This window comes from Nissabacter archeti (genome assembly GCF_018257325.1).
In the GTDB taxonomy this organism is placed as follows: Bacteria; Pseudomonadota; Gammaproteobacteria; order Enterobacterales; family Enterobacteriaceae; genus Chimaeribacter; species Chimaeribacter arupi.
Genome location: NZ_JAERKB010000007.1, coordinates 126,303 through 142,794 on the forward strand (window position 1 = coordinate 126,303; position 16,492 = coordinate 142,794).

Sequence of the window (16,492 nt, forward strand, 5' to 3'; positions counted from 1 at the left end):
GGCAGCCGGGCATAGAGTAAGCCTTCCCCCTGATTCGGAGAACAATCATGCACAAAACCCCCCATTCCCCTATCGCACTGGTCACCGGCGGCAGCCGGGGCCTCGGCCGCAGCACCGTACTGGCGCTGGCTGCCCGTGGCGTATCGAGCCTTTTCACCTACCACACCCGGTATGATGAGGCGCGCCACGTCATTGACGCCGCCCGGCAGGCGGGTGCCGACGCCCTCGCCCTGCCGCTGGACACCGGGGCCTGTGACACCTTCGGCGCGTTTGCCGTCTCGGTGCAACAGGCGCTTACCGGCTGGGGCGCGGATCGCCTTGATTATCTGGTGAACAATGCCGGTATTGCGCACCACTCTACGCTGGCACAGACCACGGAACAGGCGCTGGACCGGCTGTTTGCAGTGAATTTCAAAGGCGTGTTTTTCCTGACGCAAACCCTGCTGCCGCTTCTCAACGACGGCGGGCGGATTGTGAACATTTCCAGCGGCCTGACGCGTTTCTGCGTGCCGCAAAGCGGCCCCTATGCCGCGTTGAAAGGCGCACTTGAGGTGTTGACGCGTTATCAGGCGCAAGAGCTGGGGCCGAGGCGCATCACGGTAAACACGGTGGCACCGGGCGCAATCCAGACCGATTTCAGTAACGGGCGGGTACGCGACAACCCGGAGGTTAACGCGTTTGTGGCCGGGGCCACCGCGCTGGGCCGGGCGGGCGTGCCTGAGGACATCGGGCCGCTGATCGCCGCCCTGCTCTCTGAGGCAGGCCGCTGGGTCAATGCCCAGCGCATCGAGGCATCCGGCGGTATGTTTTTATAATCCCGGCAAAAAGGCACGGCCAGGTTGCCCTGTGGCCGTGCCTGGCTTTGTACCTGCTGATGACGCTATTGCTGAAATGGAATAATGAGCAGGCTAAAGTATGTTGTAATTAATAATAGGCTAAGCAACCATTTCGCGGCGGCAGGCAGCCAGATTTACGCCATTTCAGCGCGTAAGGTTAACGAAGCCCACTATCATAAACAGGTGGCCTGAAAAGCGAGGGTCAGCAGAACCTGAAACCGGAAGGAGCGTACATGATCGTATCACTTGAAAAACAGGTGGCGTTAGTCACCGGGGCCAGTTCCGGCCTGGGTTACGCCTGCGCTGAGGCGTTGGCACAGGCCGGGGCGGCGGTGGTGATTAACTACCACAGCCAGCAGGAACCCGCAGAGTCACTGGCTGCCCGCCTTCGCGAGCGCGGTGGGCAGGCCATCGCCGTAGGGGGCGACGTCTCCCGCGAGGCGGACGTGGAGGCGCTCTTTGACCAGACGATTAATGCCTTCGGCAGGCTGGATATTCTGGTGGCCAACTCCGGGCTGCAAAAAGATGCGCCTGTCGGTGAGATGACGCTGGCGGACTGGAATAAGGTGATTGACGTCAACCTGACCGGGCAATTTCTCTGCGCGCGCGCCGCGCTGCGCCAGTTCCGCCGACAGGAGGCCAATGCTGCGCTGAGCCGTGCCAGGGGGAAAATCATCCACATGAGCTCAGTGCATCAGGTGATCCCCTGGGCGGGGCATGTCAATTATGCCGCGTCGAAAGGCGGCATTGATTTGCTGATGAGAAGCATCGCGCAGGAAGTGGGCGAGGAGCACATCCGGGTGAACGCCGTCGCCCCCGGCGCGATCAAAACAGCGATCAATGAAGAGACGCTGCAAGGCGAGGCCGGGGAGAAAGTGCTGGAGCTGATCCCTTACGGCCGCGTCGGCGCGCCGGAGGATGTGGCGAATGCGGTGGTCTGGCTGGCGAGCGATCTGTCAGATTATGTGCACGGCACCACCCTGTTTGTGGATGGCGGCATGAGCCTTTACCCGGCCTTCCGGGATAACGGCTGAGGAAAGCACAGGCAATAAAGGGAAATGGCTGCTTTAAGCAGCTGTGTAAAAATCCCCGTGCAGGCGGCACGCGTGTTTGCCTGCATCCAGTTCCAGGCACAGCGCGACATCCTCTTCAAAGCCCCGTTGCCGAAGCTCGGCAGCGGATGCACACGCCTGCAACAGGGCAGGCCCCTGTTTCCGGTAATGCTGGTAAGCCACTGCCGCCGCCTGCGCTTCCGGCGAGGTCTGTTCGCGCCCCAATGCGGTAATAATGCCGCCGGCGGCCACGTAGTCCTCCACCGAGGGGCGCAGGCTGCCGTCCGGCCAGCGCTCCCCGCACGGGATCAGCAGGATGCGTTTATAGTGGCCGCAGGCCTCCGCCGTCGCAACGAGGTTCCTGAAGCAGCCGCTGAACACCGCGATCCCCTTGTCCCTTGCCCTGAATGAAATGGCCGACCCATTCGGAGAAGGGAGGATCAGGCTTTCACCGGCGCTTATCGAGCGGATCGACGCCGGTGACAGGCTATACCCTTTGCCGCTGAACCGCCGGTCAACGCCGGCGGTATTCACCCCGATCTTCAGCCCATACTCCCGCGCAGAAGCGTCTTTCCACGGGTAAGGGTAAATCCGGGCACCGTTATCCACCGCCAGGCTGACGCAGGTTGAAAATGACATCACATCCACAATGACGACGCAGTCCACCTCACCGGCGAGATACTCCACCGCCGGTAAGCCCCACTCCAGACGCACCTCAAACCCCTGCTGACTGAACCATGTCATGACATTTTTTCCGCATTAAGTGGAGATGTTGGCGCTATGTTCAACTTCAAGCCGGGGTGCCTTGTAACCTAAGTGTGCCGGATAGCCCCGGTTATCCCTGCCCGGCACATTGACAAACCTGCTCAACGCTTTGATATTAAATCATTACTCTCAGAAAAAGGCATAAAGCATGAAACTGACCGTCGTCCCTGAGGTCACAGACACCGACAGGGAAGCACTTTTTAGCGGGCTACGGGGCTACAACCGCCAATTCATTGACACCCGCGATTGGGGGCAATTTGGTGTTTATGCCAGGAATAACGCCGGTGACATGACGGGCGGCCTGATTGCGTCAAGAAAAGGGGTCTGGCTCTGTATCGATTACCTCTGGGTGAGCGAACACCTCAGAGGCACCGGCCTGGGCAGTCAGCTGGTCGCGCTGGCGGAACAGGAAGGCGTGCGCACAGGGTGCCGCCATGCGCTGGTGGATACCTTCAGCTTTCAGGCCCTGCCCTTCTATGTGAAACAGGGTTATCTGCTGCAGATGTCTTTGCCCGATTTCCCTGAACCGGGCATCCAGCGGCACTACCTGACCAAGCCGGAATTGCTATAACGCGCCGCCCGGCGCAGCGTCCAGCAGGGATGTCCCGTAAGAGTTATCGATTGTGCATAGCCAGCGGCCGTCATGCTCCTGCCGGAAGACGTAGGTCGCACGCCGGGTGGTTTCCACCGTGCCGCCCTGCCCGTCTGGAAAGCGCAGCAGGGTTTCCATAATCACCAGGGCATTGTCCGCGCCCTCAATGACCTGCATCCCGCCCTGTTCCACCACCAGCTGCCCCTGAAAGTAGTCTGAGATAGCGATAAACGCGTTCCGGATGTTCTCTTTCCCCCGTACGACCATGCCCGGCTTCACCACCAGCGCGGCGTCTTCTGCGTAGTGCGCCATCAGCGCATCAAACGCTTTCGCAGAGATCGCCTGGTCACAGGCTTCGATGATCTGCCGTATCGGATGTGAATGCATCGCTCTCTCCCTTCGTGCTGGTGCCAGTAATGACTACCCTATTCAGCGCGTGAATGCCAGCATGGGGTGCGTTTTAGTGAGGCGATCGTAAAAGGGGCAAAGCGGGGAAATAAAAAAAGCGGTGGGATCGCCACCGCTTTTTGATTGATACGCAGAAAGTCGCTTTATACGCGGAAGGTCTCCACCATGCCGCGCAGGGCGTGCACCTGCTCCGCCAGGGACTGGGAGGCCGTTGTGGACTCTTCCACCAGCGTGGCGTTGCTCTGCGTGACGCCGTCCATCTGGCTGACCGCCACGTTAACCTGAGAGATGCCCTGCATCTGCTCGTTCGACGCCAGCGCGATCTCATCCATCGAGTCAGCCAGCTCGTTCACCCGGCCTACCACGTTCATGATGCTGGTGGCGGTGCCGTCAGCGACGTTCACCCCCTCCTGCACCAACACGGTGGCTTCCTCAATCAGCCCTTTGATGTCACGGGCGGCAGTGGCGCTGCGTTGTGCCAGCGTGCGTACCTCGCCTGCCACCACCGCAAAGCCGCGGCCCTGCTCACCGGCACGGGCCGCTTCCACCGCGGCGTTCAGCGCCAGGATGTTGGTCTGGAAGGCGATGCCCTCGATAGTGCTGGTGATGTCCTGCACTTTCGCGGCGCTGAGGGAGATGTCCGCCATCGTCTGGGTCATCTTGCGCACACTCTCCTCGCCGTGGCTCGCCAGGGAGGCGGTTTCACGCGCGGCACCGGCGGTGTGGGTGGCACCGGCAGTATTGCTTTTCACCGTCGCGGTGAGCTGCTCCATGCTGGCGGCCGTCTCCTGCAAGGCGGCGGCCTGCTGCTCGGTACGGGCAGAAAGCTCGGTGTTCCCGCGGGCAATTTCATCTGAGGCCAGCGCCACTGAGGCGGAGGTCTCTTTAATCTGCGACACAATCTCACCCAGCCGGGTCTGCATCAGGGCCAGCGAAGCCAGCATACTGCTGCTGTCATCGGGGCGCAGCACGACGGCGGAGGTCAGGTCGCCGTCGGCAATCGCGGCGGCCAGCGCCTGTGCCTGCGCCGGTTCACCGCCCAGCTGGCGCGTCAGCACCCGCACGGTCATGTACCCGACACCGGCAGCCAGCAGTAACGAGACCACGGCCATCACCGCCAGGAAGAGACTGGCCTGGCGGCTCTCATCACTGCTCTCTGCCACGGCACGCTGGGCGTTTTTCAGCTGGACTTCCGTCATGGCGTTAAGCGCATTTTGCAGCGTCCGCTGCGCCGGGCGGGAAACGTTCATCAGGTAGGTGGTGGTTTCCTCCTGCAGGTTTTGCAGCCCAAGCTGCCCCGCTTTCTCAAAGCCGGCCATCGCCGGGCCTTCGGCTTCCAGGATCTTGCGGAAGGCTTCGCGCCCGGCGGGCACGGAGTCAATTTCCATCATCCGGGCCATCTCCTCCCGGTTTTTGATAAACAGGCGCTTCTGGGTCTGCACCCGTTCCCATTCCGGCGCCATCTCTTTCGGGTCGGTCAGCAGCGCCAGGTTACGCACGGCAATCGAGATGTCCCGCACGCTGTCCCGCATATCCAGCGCCAGTTTGTACTTTTTCATTTTGACGTTAACCACGTCGTTCATGCCGTCCTGGGCGTGGTTCAGGGCGTTGACAGCTACCCCGGCGCAGAGCACCAGCAGCAGGGCCAACAGGCCGAATCCAGCCGCAAGGCGTGTTGAGATTTTCATGGTGATTTACCGGTGTGATTAATGATCGAGGTTAATATCGGCCCGGCGTGAAAAAGCTACAGACGATTTTGCTGATCGGGTTAAGAAACTGCGGGGAAGGCGGCATTGCTCAAAAAAAGCGCGCAGGGCGCGCGCTTTTGGTATTCCCCGGCAGGCACCGGGGAACAGGCATCAGAAGTCGTAGCGCAGGCGCACCACGTTCATGTCGCCGAGGTTGTCGGTGCTGGACGTGAAGACGTGCTCGTAATCCACGCGGAAGCCGTAGTCGAGCTGGAAGGTGATCCCCACGCCGTTGTCGATGCGCTGGTAATCACGGCCGTTCACGTACTCCAGACGGTCACCCATCGCGTACGGCATCACAGACTTCAGCCCGTACTGCGCCACCGGGAAGGTGTAACCCGCCAGGTATTCGATACCCCAGGCATCACCGGCGAAGTAGTTGTCCACGTCCACCTGTTTGGTGGTCAGGAAGTTCTGGTAGTAACCGCCGCCGAACACGAAGGTCCAGTTGTCCGGTTTCCAGCTCAGGGAGGTGCCGTAGATGTTCTGGTCGTAAGTTTTCGACTCGCCGGTGCCGTGGTCACGCATGTCGGCACGGGTGTAGTTCCAGGCCGCGCCCCAGCTCAGGTCTTTGGTGAAGTGGTATTCCGCCCCCAGTGAGCCGCCGCCTTTGCGCTTGTAGCGCAGGCCGTTGCCCGGCAGGTATTCGTCATCTTCAAACAGGTAGGAAGCATACACATCGGTGCTGCCGAAGGTGTTTTTGTATTTCAGCATCTGGCGTGAACGGTAGGAGCCGTCGTAGTCACCGTTGATGCCGTTGCCCGGTGCCTGGGCCAGCATGTCATAGTCCCAGATATCGGTCTTAGAGCCGACCACATCGTAATAAACGCTGTTTTGCTGACCAAAGGTGAGTTTACCCCAGGTTTTGCTCTGGAAACCGGTGTAAAGCATACGGCGGCTGGTGTCATGCGCGTTGTCAGCGTAGTGGTTTTCCCAGTCGAACAGTTTAGGGATGTTCACGCCCAGTTCGTAATAACCGACCCAGCTGACATCATCAAACAGATAGTAATCTGCCAGGAAACGGAAACGGGTGCCGCCGTCAAAGCCGTTACGCTTGTAGGAGCCGTTATCGCCGCCGCCGGTCATGTTATTGAATTGCGGACGGATACTGCCGCCCACGGTGAAGTTCAGGCGGCTTAATGGGTCACCGGCCTGTGGGTCTTGTTTGATTAAGGTGACTTCAGCGTGCGTCACAAAAGAAGTACTGCCCATCAACAGCCCCAGGCCAACGGCCAGGGAGAGTTTGCGCTTAGTTGTTAACATTATGATATAGCCCTGTTTAAAATTGCTCTGTGTTTTGCGGGCAGATAATACCGTGAGAATTGTGACAGTAAATCGATCTACTCAGCCTGAAGTGGATGTTTTGATGATTTAAAAGTTAACTAAATATGTATTTGGAATTACTTTAACACAAAGATGCTCATTTATTGTCATATTTGGCTTAAGTTGTGCACCCTGCGTGACTATTTTTCACTAACGCAAATTTTTCTGTCAGCCGGCGGCTGGGTGATGCCGGGGGCTGATTGTTACATCATGGGTTGCTCTTTCTGCTGGATCAGAGTCTTCCACACGCCCCACGCAGAGAGCAAAGTAATCACCGACAGGCCATAAAACAACAGGCTATAGGCGTGGTTATACGTGGCCATCAGTACCTGCCGGGGCACCGCCGGCAGCAGCCGGGCAGCCTGTTCAACATTGCCGCCGCCCAGCCAGGTGGCCGCGTGTTTGATGGCCCCCGGCGGATAGCCGGTGACGTCCCCCATCAGCTCCCGCTGATTAACCATCGCCAGAAATGCCATGACGACGGCCAGCGCAATGCCCTCCCCCGCGACCCGCACCGTATTAAATAACCCCGCAGCCATGCCGGCCTTCTCAACAGGCACGGCAGAGACGGCCAGCCCATCCATCAGCCCCCAGGGCAGCGCCGCGCCTGCACCGGTGATAAACATCGCCAGAATAAGCATGGCGCTGTTATCGCTTTGCATGACCTGGCTCAGCAACAGCAGCCCCGCCGTGGAGACCCCCAACCCGATGACAGAAATAACGCCGGGCGTATGCCACCGGGTCAGAAACGCAGCCAATGAAGGCAAGACCAGCATCGGCCCCGTCAGCGCCAGCAGAAAGAGCGCACTTTTTGTTTCACTGAAGGCCTCACCGCCCATGAAACGCAGGGGAAGAATAATCAGCAGCACCACGTAGCAGTAGCAGGTGGCCACCGGCAGCAGCAACACCCCGGCAAAACGTGGATGGCGTAAAAGGGAAAGCTCAAACACAGGATGCTCTGCGCGTTGGCAGCGTATAACAAACCCTGCGGTAAATAGCATAAACGCGGTAAACACGCCGATCACTCCAGGGGAGAAAAGCCCCTGATCCGGGATAAGCATGATCCCCAGGGTGAACAGGATCAGGGCCGTACTAAACAGGACAATCCCGGCGATGTCGGTTTTTTGCCGGGGCGGTTTTGCCGAACCCGGCAGAAAAAGCGCCCCGGTCAGCAAAGCGATTCCTGACAGCAGCGCCAGCATCAGGTATACCCCGCGCCAGCCAGACAGATCGGTGATGGTGCCGGTGACCAGCGGCCCGAAGGCCAGCCCCGCCCCGAACAGGGTGCCGAGCAGACTGAACGCCTGGGCCCGGGCGGGGCCGTCATACAGCCGGGCCAGTGCCGCACTGCCGCCGGCCAAGGTCATGGCGGCCGCCATACCCTGCACCGCCCTGAGCGCACCGGCCACGGGGGTGCTGCCCGCCGGATAAATCAGCAGGCAGCTCAGGGTAAACAGGGCCAGCCCGCCGATCAGCACCCGTTTTCTGCCGGTGAGATCGGCCGCCACACCGGCCGCCAGCAGGAAACTGCCGAACGTCAGCATAAACCCATTGGTCAGCCACGCCAGAGAAGCGGGGCTTCCTCCCAGTTCATGGCCGATTGCAGGGGTCGTGACCACCCCACCGGTAAAGCTCAGCGGTAACAGCATTGCCGCTAAAAATACCGGGGCGGCGGCAATGTGCGGGGAAGAAAAGCGAAATCGTATCATGGGGGTGCCTTTGCCTGAAAAAGGGAGCAGATAGCGGCCATGCTATTGCAGAGGTCAGGCGGGATAAATAGACTGGGGCTCCCTTCTTTAAAGACAAAAAGTTTATAATCCATGGACAGCTTCACTTCACTGACTTCCTTTGTCCGCACCGCAGAAACGCTCAGCTTTGTTCAGGCTGCGCGGACATTAGGTATTTCAGCCTCTGCGGTTGGGAAAAATGTGGCGAGGCTTGAGAAAAAACTCGGCGTGCGGCTCTTTAACCGCAGCACCCGCAGCGTCAGCCTGACGGCGGAAGGGGCGACGCTCCTGGCTCGCTGCCAGTCTATCCTTGAGCAGTTGCGTGAGGCTGAAGCGGAACTCACCACCGCCGTGAGCCACCCCACCGGCACCCTCAGGGTCTCATTTCCGGTGATCGGCTATCGCTTAATGCTGCCGCTGCTGCCGGCGTTTACGCAGCGTTACCCAGGGATTGACCTGGATCTGGATTTCAGCGACCGGCTGGTCAATGTGATTGATGAAGGGTTTGATGTGGCCATCCGCAGCGGGGAGATCGGTGATTCACGGCTCACGGCAAAAACGCTGGGGCATTTCCGTTTTGTGCTTTGTGCCAGCCCCACGTACCTTCAGGCGTATGGGGAACCCCGCACCCCGCACGATTTACCCTCACACAAATGCATTCTGTTCCGCTTTCCCTCCACCGGTCTGATCCAGGCATGGGATCTGAACGCGTACCGCGTCACCGGCGAGTTCAGCGCCCTCTCCCTGCTGACGCTGAACAATATTGAAGCCATGGTGGGGGCCGCCCTTTCTGGGCTGGGCATCTGTTATGTGCCGGATTTCGTTGTCAGGGAGGCATTGAAGCAAGGGCAACTGATCCAGATTCTGCCGGGCTATTGCGACCGCCGGAGCCACTTTTCGGCATTGTGGCCGGCCAGCCGGTACCTTTCCCCCCGCATTCGCTGCTTCATCGATTTTCTGTCTGAACACTGGCAATAACCCCCCTGCCGTGCGGCACGGGGGCGATATTGTCAGCGCAACCCGCCGGAGGCCACCAGCCGCTCGCCGGTCAGCCAGCGGGCATCATCCGAGGCCAGGAACACGGCGATATCCGCGATATCTTCCGGCTTCCCGCCGCGGCCGAGCGGGGTCAGCGTCACCAGGTTTTTTTCCATGTCGGAACCGGTGATCCCTGCGGTGTGGGTGCCCTCAGTTTCGGTGTAACCGGGGTTAAGCGAGTTCACCCGGATGCCGCGCGGCCCCAGTTCACGCGCCAGCACGCCGGTGATGGCATCCAGCGCGCCCTTGGTGCCGCTGTAGACGGCCGTCATCGGCGGCGTCAGCTCCGTGGTGCCGGAGCCAATATTAATGATGCTGGCCCCTTCTTTCAGATGCGGCACCGCCGCCTGCGTCACCAGCAGCACCCCCAGCACGTTGATGTTGAACTGGTAATGGAAATCCTCTTCGGTAATCTCTTCAATCGGCGCGAAGGCGTAGACCCCCGAATTGTTCACCAGAATGTCGAGGTGCCCAAACGCGTCGATCGTGGCATCGACCAATGCGGCGGCGGCCGCCGCCTGGGAGACATCGCCGCCCACCGCCACCGCCTTCCCGCCGGCGGCGTGGATCGAAGCCACCACTGCGTCTGCCGCGTCCCGGCTGTTGGCATAGGCCACCGCCACGGCCGCCCCCTGTGCCGCCAGCGCTTTCGCGATCGCAGCCCCGATGCCTTTTGATGCGCCGGTAACCAGTGCCACTTTTCCTTCCAGCTTCGCCATAACGACCTCGTCTGTGTGGTTATTTCTGTTTAGGGTGGAATGAACATCGCGCCGCGTTCAGCGGCAACCCATTGAACATGGGCCTGTGGCAATACTATGAGCGTAATAAACAGCGCTCAGGTGGTCAATTTTTCACCGAATGGCGGCGAGCTACCTTCCTCAGTTAGGGAGCCAGTCAGGAGACGGTTACATCTCAAAAAGTGGATAGGGTCATTGAAAAACACCGTACTAAGTACTATATTTTGTACCCGTATACGGGAGTTAAAGATCAAGGAATGGCATAATAATAATATGGAATGAAAGATGAAAATTTATACGACCTTTTTGTTTGATAAGAGCTTAAAAAAACAAAAAATTAAGGATGAAACCCTGTGCGAGATTGCAGGTGAAATTAAAAATGGATTGGTGGATGCCCAATTGGGTGGGCATGTTTATAAAAAACGTATTCCACTTGGCAATAGCGGTAAGCGGGGCGGCGCACGTACAGTTATTGCTTTTCACCATGAAAGCCATTTGTTCTTTATAGATGGATGGACAAAAGCGGACGTGCCAGATGATGGAACAAAGGAAATCCCGGATGATGAGCTGGAAGTCTACCGGCGCTTAGCGCGGGATTTGTTGGCAGCGTCTGATGAAAGTATCAGCAAAGATATTGCTGAAAAGAGATTGAGAGAGGTTAAATGTCATGAGCAGACTGAAACAACTACATGAAATGGCGCAAGCATTCAACAAGTCAGGCACTGTCTCTGATGAAACCGTTGAATTTATTGGTTCCCGCTTAAAAGCGCAGCAATTGCGTGAAAAAATGCCCAAGCCGGAAGAAATGGACGGCACAGCAATCCGTGCGTTGCGTGACCAGCTTCATATTAGCCAGTCCATGCTGGCTTATACCTTGAATATGTCTGTTGAGAGCGTTTCAAAGTGGGAGCGTGGTGAGAAAAAGCCCAATGGCGCAGCCCTGCGAATGCTGGACATTCTCCGCCGCAAAGGCCTCAGCGTTTTTGCACAATAACCGGACAGAACAAAAAGCCCCTTTACGGGGCTTTTCCTTTCTAAAACAGTTATCTCGTTTCTTTTCCCTGTTCGCATTAAAAACGCGATTACCCCCCATAGTCCGGCAGGGCGGGGACGGGCATCTGCGCCATAATCCCTTTCAGGTGATCGCTGAGGCATTGGTGCAGTTGCCGTATGGCGGGGGAGAACTGCTTGCGGTGCGGGCAGATCAGGTGCAGCGGCGTGATTTCGCCGGGGTGGTCCGGCAGCAGCACCTTTAAACGCCCGGCCAGCACGTCATCACTGAGATCAATCCAGGATTTATAGACAATCCCCATGCCATCCACCGCCCAGCGGCGGGCGATGTCGGCATCGTCACACAGCATCCGGCTGTTCACCGTCAGCTGGCGCGGCGCGCCCTGCCCCGGAAACAGCCATTTGTCATACGCCTGGCCGTTCAGGGTGTAGAGCAGGCAGGCGTGGCGGGGAATGTCATCCAACTGTTGCGGCTCGCCATGCTGTTGCAGGTAACCCGGTGAGGCAGCCAGCACCCGCCGGTTATCCGCCGCCAGCGGCAGCGCAACGTAGCGGCTGTTGTCCAGCGCGCCGTAGCGGACAGCCACATCCACCGGATCGCGGAACATATCACTGCGCTGGTCAGACAGCGACAGCCGCAGGGAGAGGCCGGGGTGCGCCTTGAAAAAGGCCGTCATTACCGGCAACAGGATATTGCGGCCGATATCAGAAGGCAGCGCGACTTTAAGCTCGCCCTGCAACGCCTCCTCATTGCCTTGCAGGCTCTCTGCGCCCGCCTGCACCAGTGCCAGCAACTCCTGGGCATAGGGCAAATAGGTTTCGCCTTCGGCCGTCAGCCGCAGGCTGCGCGTGGAGCGCACAAACAAGCGCTTATCCAGATCGCGCTCCAGCCGCTGCACCGCGGCACTGACCTGCCCCGGCAGCAGATCCCCTTCACGGGCCGCGCGGGAAAAGCTGCCGAGCGCGGCAGACCGGACAAACAGCGCCACATCGTCAAGCCGGATCATACGTTCTCCTTGCTGACCAGGCTCATGGCGCGATCCAGGCGGCGATGCACTCTTTCATCACCCGCAGCCGTTCATCCAGCGCAGCTTTTTCGCTGAGATCTTTCTGGTAGAGAATCGACAGCGTGGACTGGTTAATCAGGTAGAAGAAGCCGAGGGCGGAAATGTTGATGTTGAGTTGCATCACGTCGATGCCGCTCCGTACCGTGCCTTCAGCCCGGCCGCGCGCCAGCAGCGCCTCGGTGATGGTGATCCAGCTTTGGTTTACCTCCACCGCCACCCCGGAGGTTTTGAGGTGGCGTGCTTTCAGCTGGTTTTCACTGTTGAGCAGGCGGATAAACTCCGGGTTTTTCAGGTAATAGTGCCAGGTGAACTCCACCAGCATCAAAATCGCCTCGTTGGCGGGCAATGCCTCCAGTGAGAGCGCCGCCTCCTGTTCGCGGATGTCGCGGTAAGCCGCTTCCAGCACATGGGTAAACAGCACATCTTTATTGGTGAAATAGTAATAGATCAGCTGCTTATTGGCGCAGGCCCTGGCGGCGATGCTGTCAACCCGCGCGCCGTCAAACCCTTTCTCGGCAAACTCCGCGCGGGCCGCCTGAAGGATGCGCTGCTGCTTGTCTGCCGCATCATATTTCTCCGTAACGCGCCTGATAACCACTCCGTTTCCCTCACTCTTCTCGACAGGTTTCAGCATTATAGTGCCCTATTTCCCCGTTAAAACAAGCCTGCGCTCTTTTTCAACCAACTGGTTGGTTATGTGAAACGGATCACCACGGCGCGGTTTGCCAGCTTCTATAGTGTGGTTGTCAACCGGTTGGTTGAATGAGTATGGCGTATCCCCCGCCGCCGGCACGGGCGAACACAGCGTGATGACGCCTGCATCACACCCCGCGCAGTGGCCTGACATCTTCTACCCCGAGGTGAATGAATGGCGCAGATCCCCGTTGGCATCATCATGCATGGCGTAACCGGACGGATGGGCAAAAACCAGCACCTGATCCGGTCGATCGTGCAAATCCGTGAACAGGGCGGCGTGCTGCTGGCAAACGGCGATCGCCTGATGCCCGACCCGATTCTGATTGGCCGCAATGAAGAGAAAATCGCCGCACTGGCGCAGGCGCACGGCATTGCCCGCTGGGGCACCAACGTCGATGAGGCGCTGGCCAACCCTGATGACATCCTCTTCTTTGATGCAGCCACCACCCAGGCGCGCCCTGCCCTGCTGAAAAAAGCGATCGCCCTGGGCAAACACGTTTACAGCGAAAAACCGGTCGCGCTGGGGCTGGAAGACGCGCTCGATCTCTACCGCGCCGCGCGCGAAAAAGGGGTCTGCCACGGCGTGGTGCAGGACAAACTCTGGTTGCCCGGCCTGCAAAAGCTGCGCCTGCTGAATGAGGCGGGCTTCTTCGGCAAGGTGCTGTCGGTGCGCGGTGAATTCGGCTACTGGGTGTTTGAGGGCAACCTGCAACCGACCCAGCGCCCCTCCTGGAACTACCGCAGCGAAGAGGGCGGCGGCATCATCCTCGACATGATCTGCCACTGGCGCTATGTCATCGACAACCTGTTTGGCGAGATCAAAAGCCTGAGCTGCATCGGCGCAACGCATATCCCGACGCGCTGGGATGAACAGCAAAAACCCTATCAGGCCACGGCGGATGATGCGGTGTACGCCACCTTTGAACTGCATAACGGCGCGATCGTGCAGATCAACAGCTCCTGGTGCGTGCGCGTGCGGCGTGACGATCTGGTGACCTTCCAGGTGGATGGCGTCAACGGGTCGGCCGTCGCCGGGCTGACCGACTGCTACACCCAGGCGGCGGTCAATACCCCGAAACCGGTCTGGAACCCGGATGTGCGCCAGACCCACAACTTCTTCAATGACTGGGCCACCGTGCCCGACACCCAGGTGTATGACAACGCCTTTAAAGTGCAGTGGGAACTCTTTTTGCGCCATGTCTGGGGCGAAGGCGACTACCGCTGGAACCTGCTGGAAGGGGCGAAGGGCCTGCAACTGGTGGATCTGGCGCTGAAAAGCTGGCAAGAGCGCCGCTGGGTCGATGTGCCCGCGCTGGAAGGGTGAGGAGGCGAAAATGCACACACCCGACCCCGGAAAACTCTCGTTAAATACCGCCACGGTGCGCCGCCAGTGGGATCTGCGCCAGATCATTGAAGGCTGCGCGCGCCATGACATCCGCGGTATCTCGCCGTGGCGCGATCAGGTCGCCGCGCTCGGGTTGCAGGAAACCGCCCGGCTGATCCGCCTGCATAACCTGGCGGTGACCGGCTACTGCCGCGGCGGCATGTTCCCGGCCGCCGGCCCGGAGGCACGCCGGAAAGCCCTGGAGGACAACTACCGCGCCGTGGAGGAGGCGCTGACCCTCGGCGCGTCCTGCCTGGTGCTGGTGGTCGGCGGGCTGCCCGACGGCTCAAAAGATCTGGCCGGTGCACGCCAACAGGTACGCGACGGGCTGGGCGCGCTGCTGGACTACGCCCGGCCGCGTGGGATGCCGCTGGCGATTGAGCCGCTGCACCCGATGTATGCCGCCGACCGCGCCTGCGTCAACAGCCTGAAACAGGCCAACGATCTCTGTGATGAACTGGGCGATAACGGGCTGGGCATCGCGGTTGACCTCTACCACACCTGGTGGGACGCCGATTTCCACCGCGAAATTGCCCGCGCCGGGCCTCATAGGCTGCTGGCGTTCCATATCTGTGACTGGCTTAACCCCACGCAGGACATGCTGGAAGACCGCGGCATGATGGGCGACGGGGTGATTGATATCCGCGGTTTCCGGCAGGCGGTAGAGGCGCAGGGCTACCGCGGCTATCACGAAGTGGAGATTTTTTCCCGCCTCACCTGGTGGGAGAAAGATCCTGATGAGGTGTTACGCACCTGCAAAATGCGGCATTTGCAGCACGGTTAACATTCCAATGAGTCTCTGACAGCGCTGAACAGCGGTTTTCGTCGGTCAACAGGCATGGCGAGGAAAATATGACTACCGATACCCGGAAAATGGTTCTGGTTACCGTCCTGTGCGGACTGGGCTACATGATGTATTCGGTTGATCGCATGACGGTGTCGTCGGCGATTGGGCTGATTGCCACGGAATTTGGCCTCGGCAAAGGCGAAAGCGGCATCCTGCTCTCCTCTTTCTTCTTTGGTTTTATCCTGTTCCTGTTTGCGGCCGGCATCATCGCCGACAAACTCAGCGGCAAACCGGTGCTGATCCTCGGGTTGATGATGTTCTCGCTGGCGACCCTGTTTACCGGGTTTGCAGGCAGCCTGACCAGCCTGATCTTCTACCGGGTAATGACCGGCATCGGCGAAGGGATTTTCTGGCCGGCCGCCTCGCTGGAGGTGGCGAACGTCACCAGCGAGAAACAGCGCACCACGGTGATGTCCCTTTACTGGATGGGCTACCCGATTGGCGGCTTCCTCGGCACCTGGATGGGTGCGGTGCTCGGCCCGGTGTTTGGCTGGCGGGTGGTGTTCTACGTCGCCGGGGCGCTGGGGATTGTGGTGGCGCTGCTGTATGCGGTGCTGGTGAAAAATGACCGCAAACCCGCTGACCTGATCGCCCGGCAGGCGGCGGAGAAAGTGCCGTTGCGCACGCTGTTCCGCCATGCGCCGGTGATGATGATGGCGCTCTATTACTTTGTGCTGCTGGCGGGCTGGTGGATTGTGCTGCTGTGGGCGCCGAGCTACCTGATGCAGGTGAAAAACCTGACGATCGGCACCGCCGGGACGATAGCCAGCCTGCTGGGGCTGACCGGCGCACTCGGCGGTTTCCTGCTCGGCCGCTACTGCGACAAAGGTGATTTCCTGCGCCGCCGCACCATTCTGATGGCAATTACCGTGGTCAGCGCGCTGTTAATGGCCGCGATGGTGCTGACGCTGTCGGTGCCGGTGGTGATTATGCTGGTGATGCTGCTGGGGTTCCTGGGTTACCCCATCACGCCGATTGTGCTGTCCATCACCGCTGAGCTGGTGCCGCCCTCGCTGCGCGGCTCGGCCATCGGCTTTGTGATGAACATGGGCATGGCAGCGGGCGGCATCTCCCCGATTATCGCCGGCTATTTCGCCCAGCATTACACCCTGCAACCGGTCTGGCTGGCGGCGGCGCTGGTTATCCTGGTCAGCAGCCTGGTGCTGTTCGGCGTGCGTAAATTGCCCGTGGCCACCCCGCACCCGGCAGAGCGTGACCCGCGTGCGCATCTGGCCCGGCATTAACCCGCAGATCCCCAAGG

Annotated in this window: 17 protein-coding genes; 9 read left to right on the top strand and 8 right to left on the bottom strand. The window is 59.6% G+C overall.

Annotated features, from left to right (window positions below; translation table 11 throughout):
- The first annotated feature begins 47 nt into the window (after positions 1 to 47).
- A complete protein-coding gene (locus JK232_RS10945; protein ID WP_212589177.1) occupies positions 48 to 815 on the top strand; it encodes an SDR family NAD(P)-dependent oxidoreductase in 768 nt (255 codons plus the stop codon).
- Positions 816 to 1,069: 254 nt separating this feature from the next.
- Entirely contained in the window at positions 1,070 to 1,870 is an 801-nt protein-coding gene (locus JK232_RS10950) for a glucose 1-dehydrogenase (protein ID WP_072929286.1), read from the top strand.
- A gap of 33 nt (positions 1,871 to 1,903) precedes the next feature.
- Here the strand turns inward: JK232_RS10950 and JK232_RS10955 are convergent, their stop codons facing one another.
- Positions 1,904 to 2,632, bottom strand: a complete 729-nt coding sequence (locus JK232_RS10955; RefSeq protein ID WP_212589178.1) for a 2-phosphosulfolactate phosphatase — start codon at positions 2,630 to 2,632, stop codon at positions 1,904 to 1,906.
- Positions 2,633 to 2,801: 169 nt separating this feature from the next.
- Between JK232_RS10955 and JK232_RS10960 the strand changes: the two genes are divergently transcribed.
- Positions 2,802 to 3,224, top strand: coding sequence for a GNAT family N-acetyltransferase (locus JK232_RS10960; protein ID WP_101854539.1), 423 nt, complete (start codon positions 2,802 to 2,804; stop codon positions 3,222 to 3,224).
- Here the strand turns inward: JK232_RS10960 and JK232_RS10965 are convergent.
- The 4 genes from JK232_RS10965 to JK232_RS10980 form a co-directional block, all read right to left on the bottom strand.
- Positions 3,219 to 3,632, bottom strand: a complete 414-nt coding sequence (locus JK232_RS10965) for a YybH family protein (protein ID WP_101828161.1) — start codon at positions 3,630 to 3,632, stop codon at positions 3,219 to 3,221. The two genes, JK232_RS10960 and JK232_RS10965, sit on opposite strands and share 6 nt — an antisense overlap.
- A 164-nt stretch (positions 3,633 to 3,796) precedes the next feature.
- A complete protein-coding gene (locus JK232_RS10970; protein ID WP_212589179.1) occupies positions 3,797 to 5,341 on the bottom strand; it encodes a methyl-accepting chemotaxis protein in 1,545 nt (514 codons plus the stop codon).
- A 171-nt stretch (positions 5,342 to 5,512) separates the two neighbouring features.
- A complete protein-coding gene (locus tag JK232_RS10975; protein ID WP_072929296.1) occupies positions 5,513 to 6,664 on the bottom strand; it encodes a porin in 1,152 nt (383 codons plus the stop codon).
- Positions 6,665 to 6,927: 263 nt separating this feature from the next.
- A complete protein-coding gene (locus tag JK232_RS10980) occupies positions 6,928 to 8,433 on the bottom strand; it encodes an MFS transporter (protein WP_212589180.1) in 1,506 nt (501 codons plus the stop codon).
- A gap of 111 nt (positions 8,434 to 8,544) precedes the next feature.
- Here JK232_RS10980 and JK232_RS10985 point away from each other — a divergent pair, with 111 nt between their 5' ends.
- Positions 8,545 to 9,429, top strand: coding sequence for a LysR family transcriptional regulator (locus tag JK232_RS10985; RefSeq protein WP_212589181.1), 885 nt, complete (start codon positions 8,545 to 8,547; stop codon positions 9,427 to 9,429).
- Positions 9,430 to 9,461: 32 nt separating this feature from the next.
- On the opposite strand, the gene JK232_RS10990 is transcribed toward JK232_RS10985, so the two are convergent.
- Positions 9,462 to 10,208, bottom strand: coding sequence for a glucose 1-dehydrogenase (locus tag JK232_RS10990; protein ID WP_101828159.1), 747 nt, complete (start codon positions 10,206 to 10,208; stop codon positions 9,462 to 9,464).
- A gap of 303 nt (positions 10,209 to 10,511) precedes the next feature.
- Here JK232_RS10990 and JK232_RS10995 point away from each other — a divergent pair, with 303 nt between their 5' ends.
- Positions 10,512 to 10,919, top strand: coding sequence for a type II toxin-antitoxin system RelE/ParE family toxin (locus JK232_RS10995; RefSeq protein WP_072929304.1), 408 nt, complete (start codon positions 10,512 to 10,514; stop codon positions 10,917 to 10,919).
- Positions 10,894 to 11,220, top strand: a complete 327-nt coding sequence (locus JK232_RS11000) for a helix-turn-helix domain-containing protein (RefSeq protein ID WP_072929307.1) — start codon at positions 10,894 to 10,896, stop codon at positions 11,218 to 11,220. The genes JK232_RS10995 and JK232_RS11000 overlap by 26 nt, the downstream gene beginning before the upstream one ends.
- Before the next feature lie 88 nt (positions 11,221 to 11,308).
- On the opposite strand, the gene JK232_RS11005 is transcribed toward JK232_RS11000, so the two are convergent.
- Together JK232_RS11005 and JK232_RS11010 are read right to left on the bottom strand one after the other, a co-directional pair.
- The gene (locus tag JK232_RS11005) at positions 11,309 to 12,244 is read right to left on the bottom strand and encodes a LysR family transcriptional regulator (protein ID WP_101834683.1); all 936 of its coding nucleotides are present in this window, start codon (positions 12,242 to 12,244) and stop codon (positions 11,309 to 11,311) included.
- A 22-nt stretch (positions 12,245 to 12,266) separates the two neighbouring features.
- Positions 12,267 to 12,902 (bottom strand): TetR/AcrR family transcriptional regulator, encoded by a 636-nt coding sequence (locus JK232_RS11010; protein ID WP_212589182.1) that lies wholly within the window; start codon positions 12,900 to 12,902, stop codon positions 12,267 to 12,269.
- A 270-nt stretch (positions 12,903 to 13,172) separates the two neighbouring features.
- Here JK232_RS11010 and JK232_RS11015 point away from each other — a divergent pair, with 270 nt between their 5' ends.
- The 3 genes from JK232_RS11015 to JK232_RS11025 all read left to right on the top strand — a co-directional run bounded on the left by JK232_RS11015 (position 13,173) and on the right by JK232_RS11025 (position 16,475).
- Entirely contained in the window at positions 13,173 to 14,324 is a 1,152-nt protein-coding gene (locus JK232_RS11015; RefSeq protein ID WP_101858157.1) for a Gfo/Idh/MocA family protein, read from the top strand.
- A gap of 10 nt (positions 14,325 to 14,334) precedes the next feature.
- Entirely contained in the window at positions 14,335 to 15,168 is an 834-nt protein-coding gene (locus JK232_RS11020) for a sugar phosphate isomerase/epimerase family protein (RefSeq protein WP_101854543.1), read from the top strand.
- A gap of 68 nt (positions 15,169 to 15,236) precedes the next feature.
- Positions 15,237 to 16,475, top strand: coding sequence for an MFS transporter (locus JK232_RS11025; RefSeq protein WP_101828155.1), 1,239 nt, complete (start codon positions 15,237 to 15,239; stop codon positions 16,473 to 16,475).
- Positions 16,476 to 16,492: the final 17 nt, after the last annotated feature.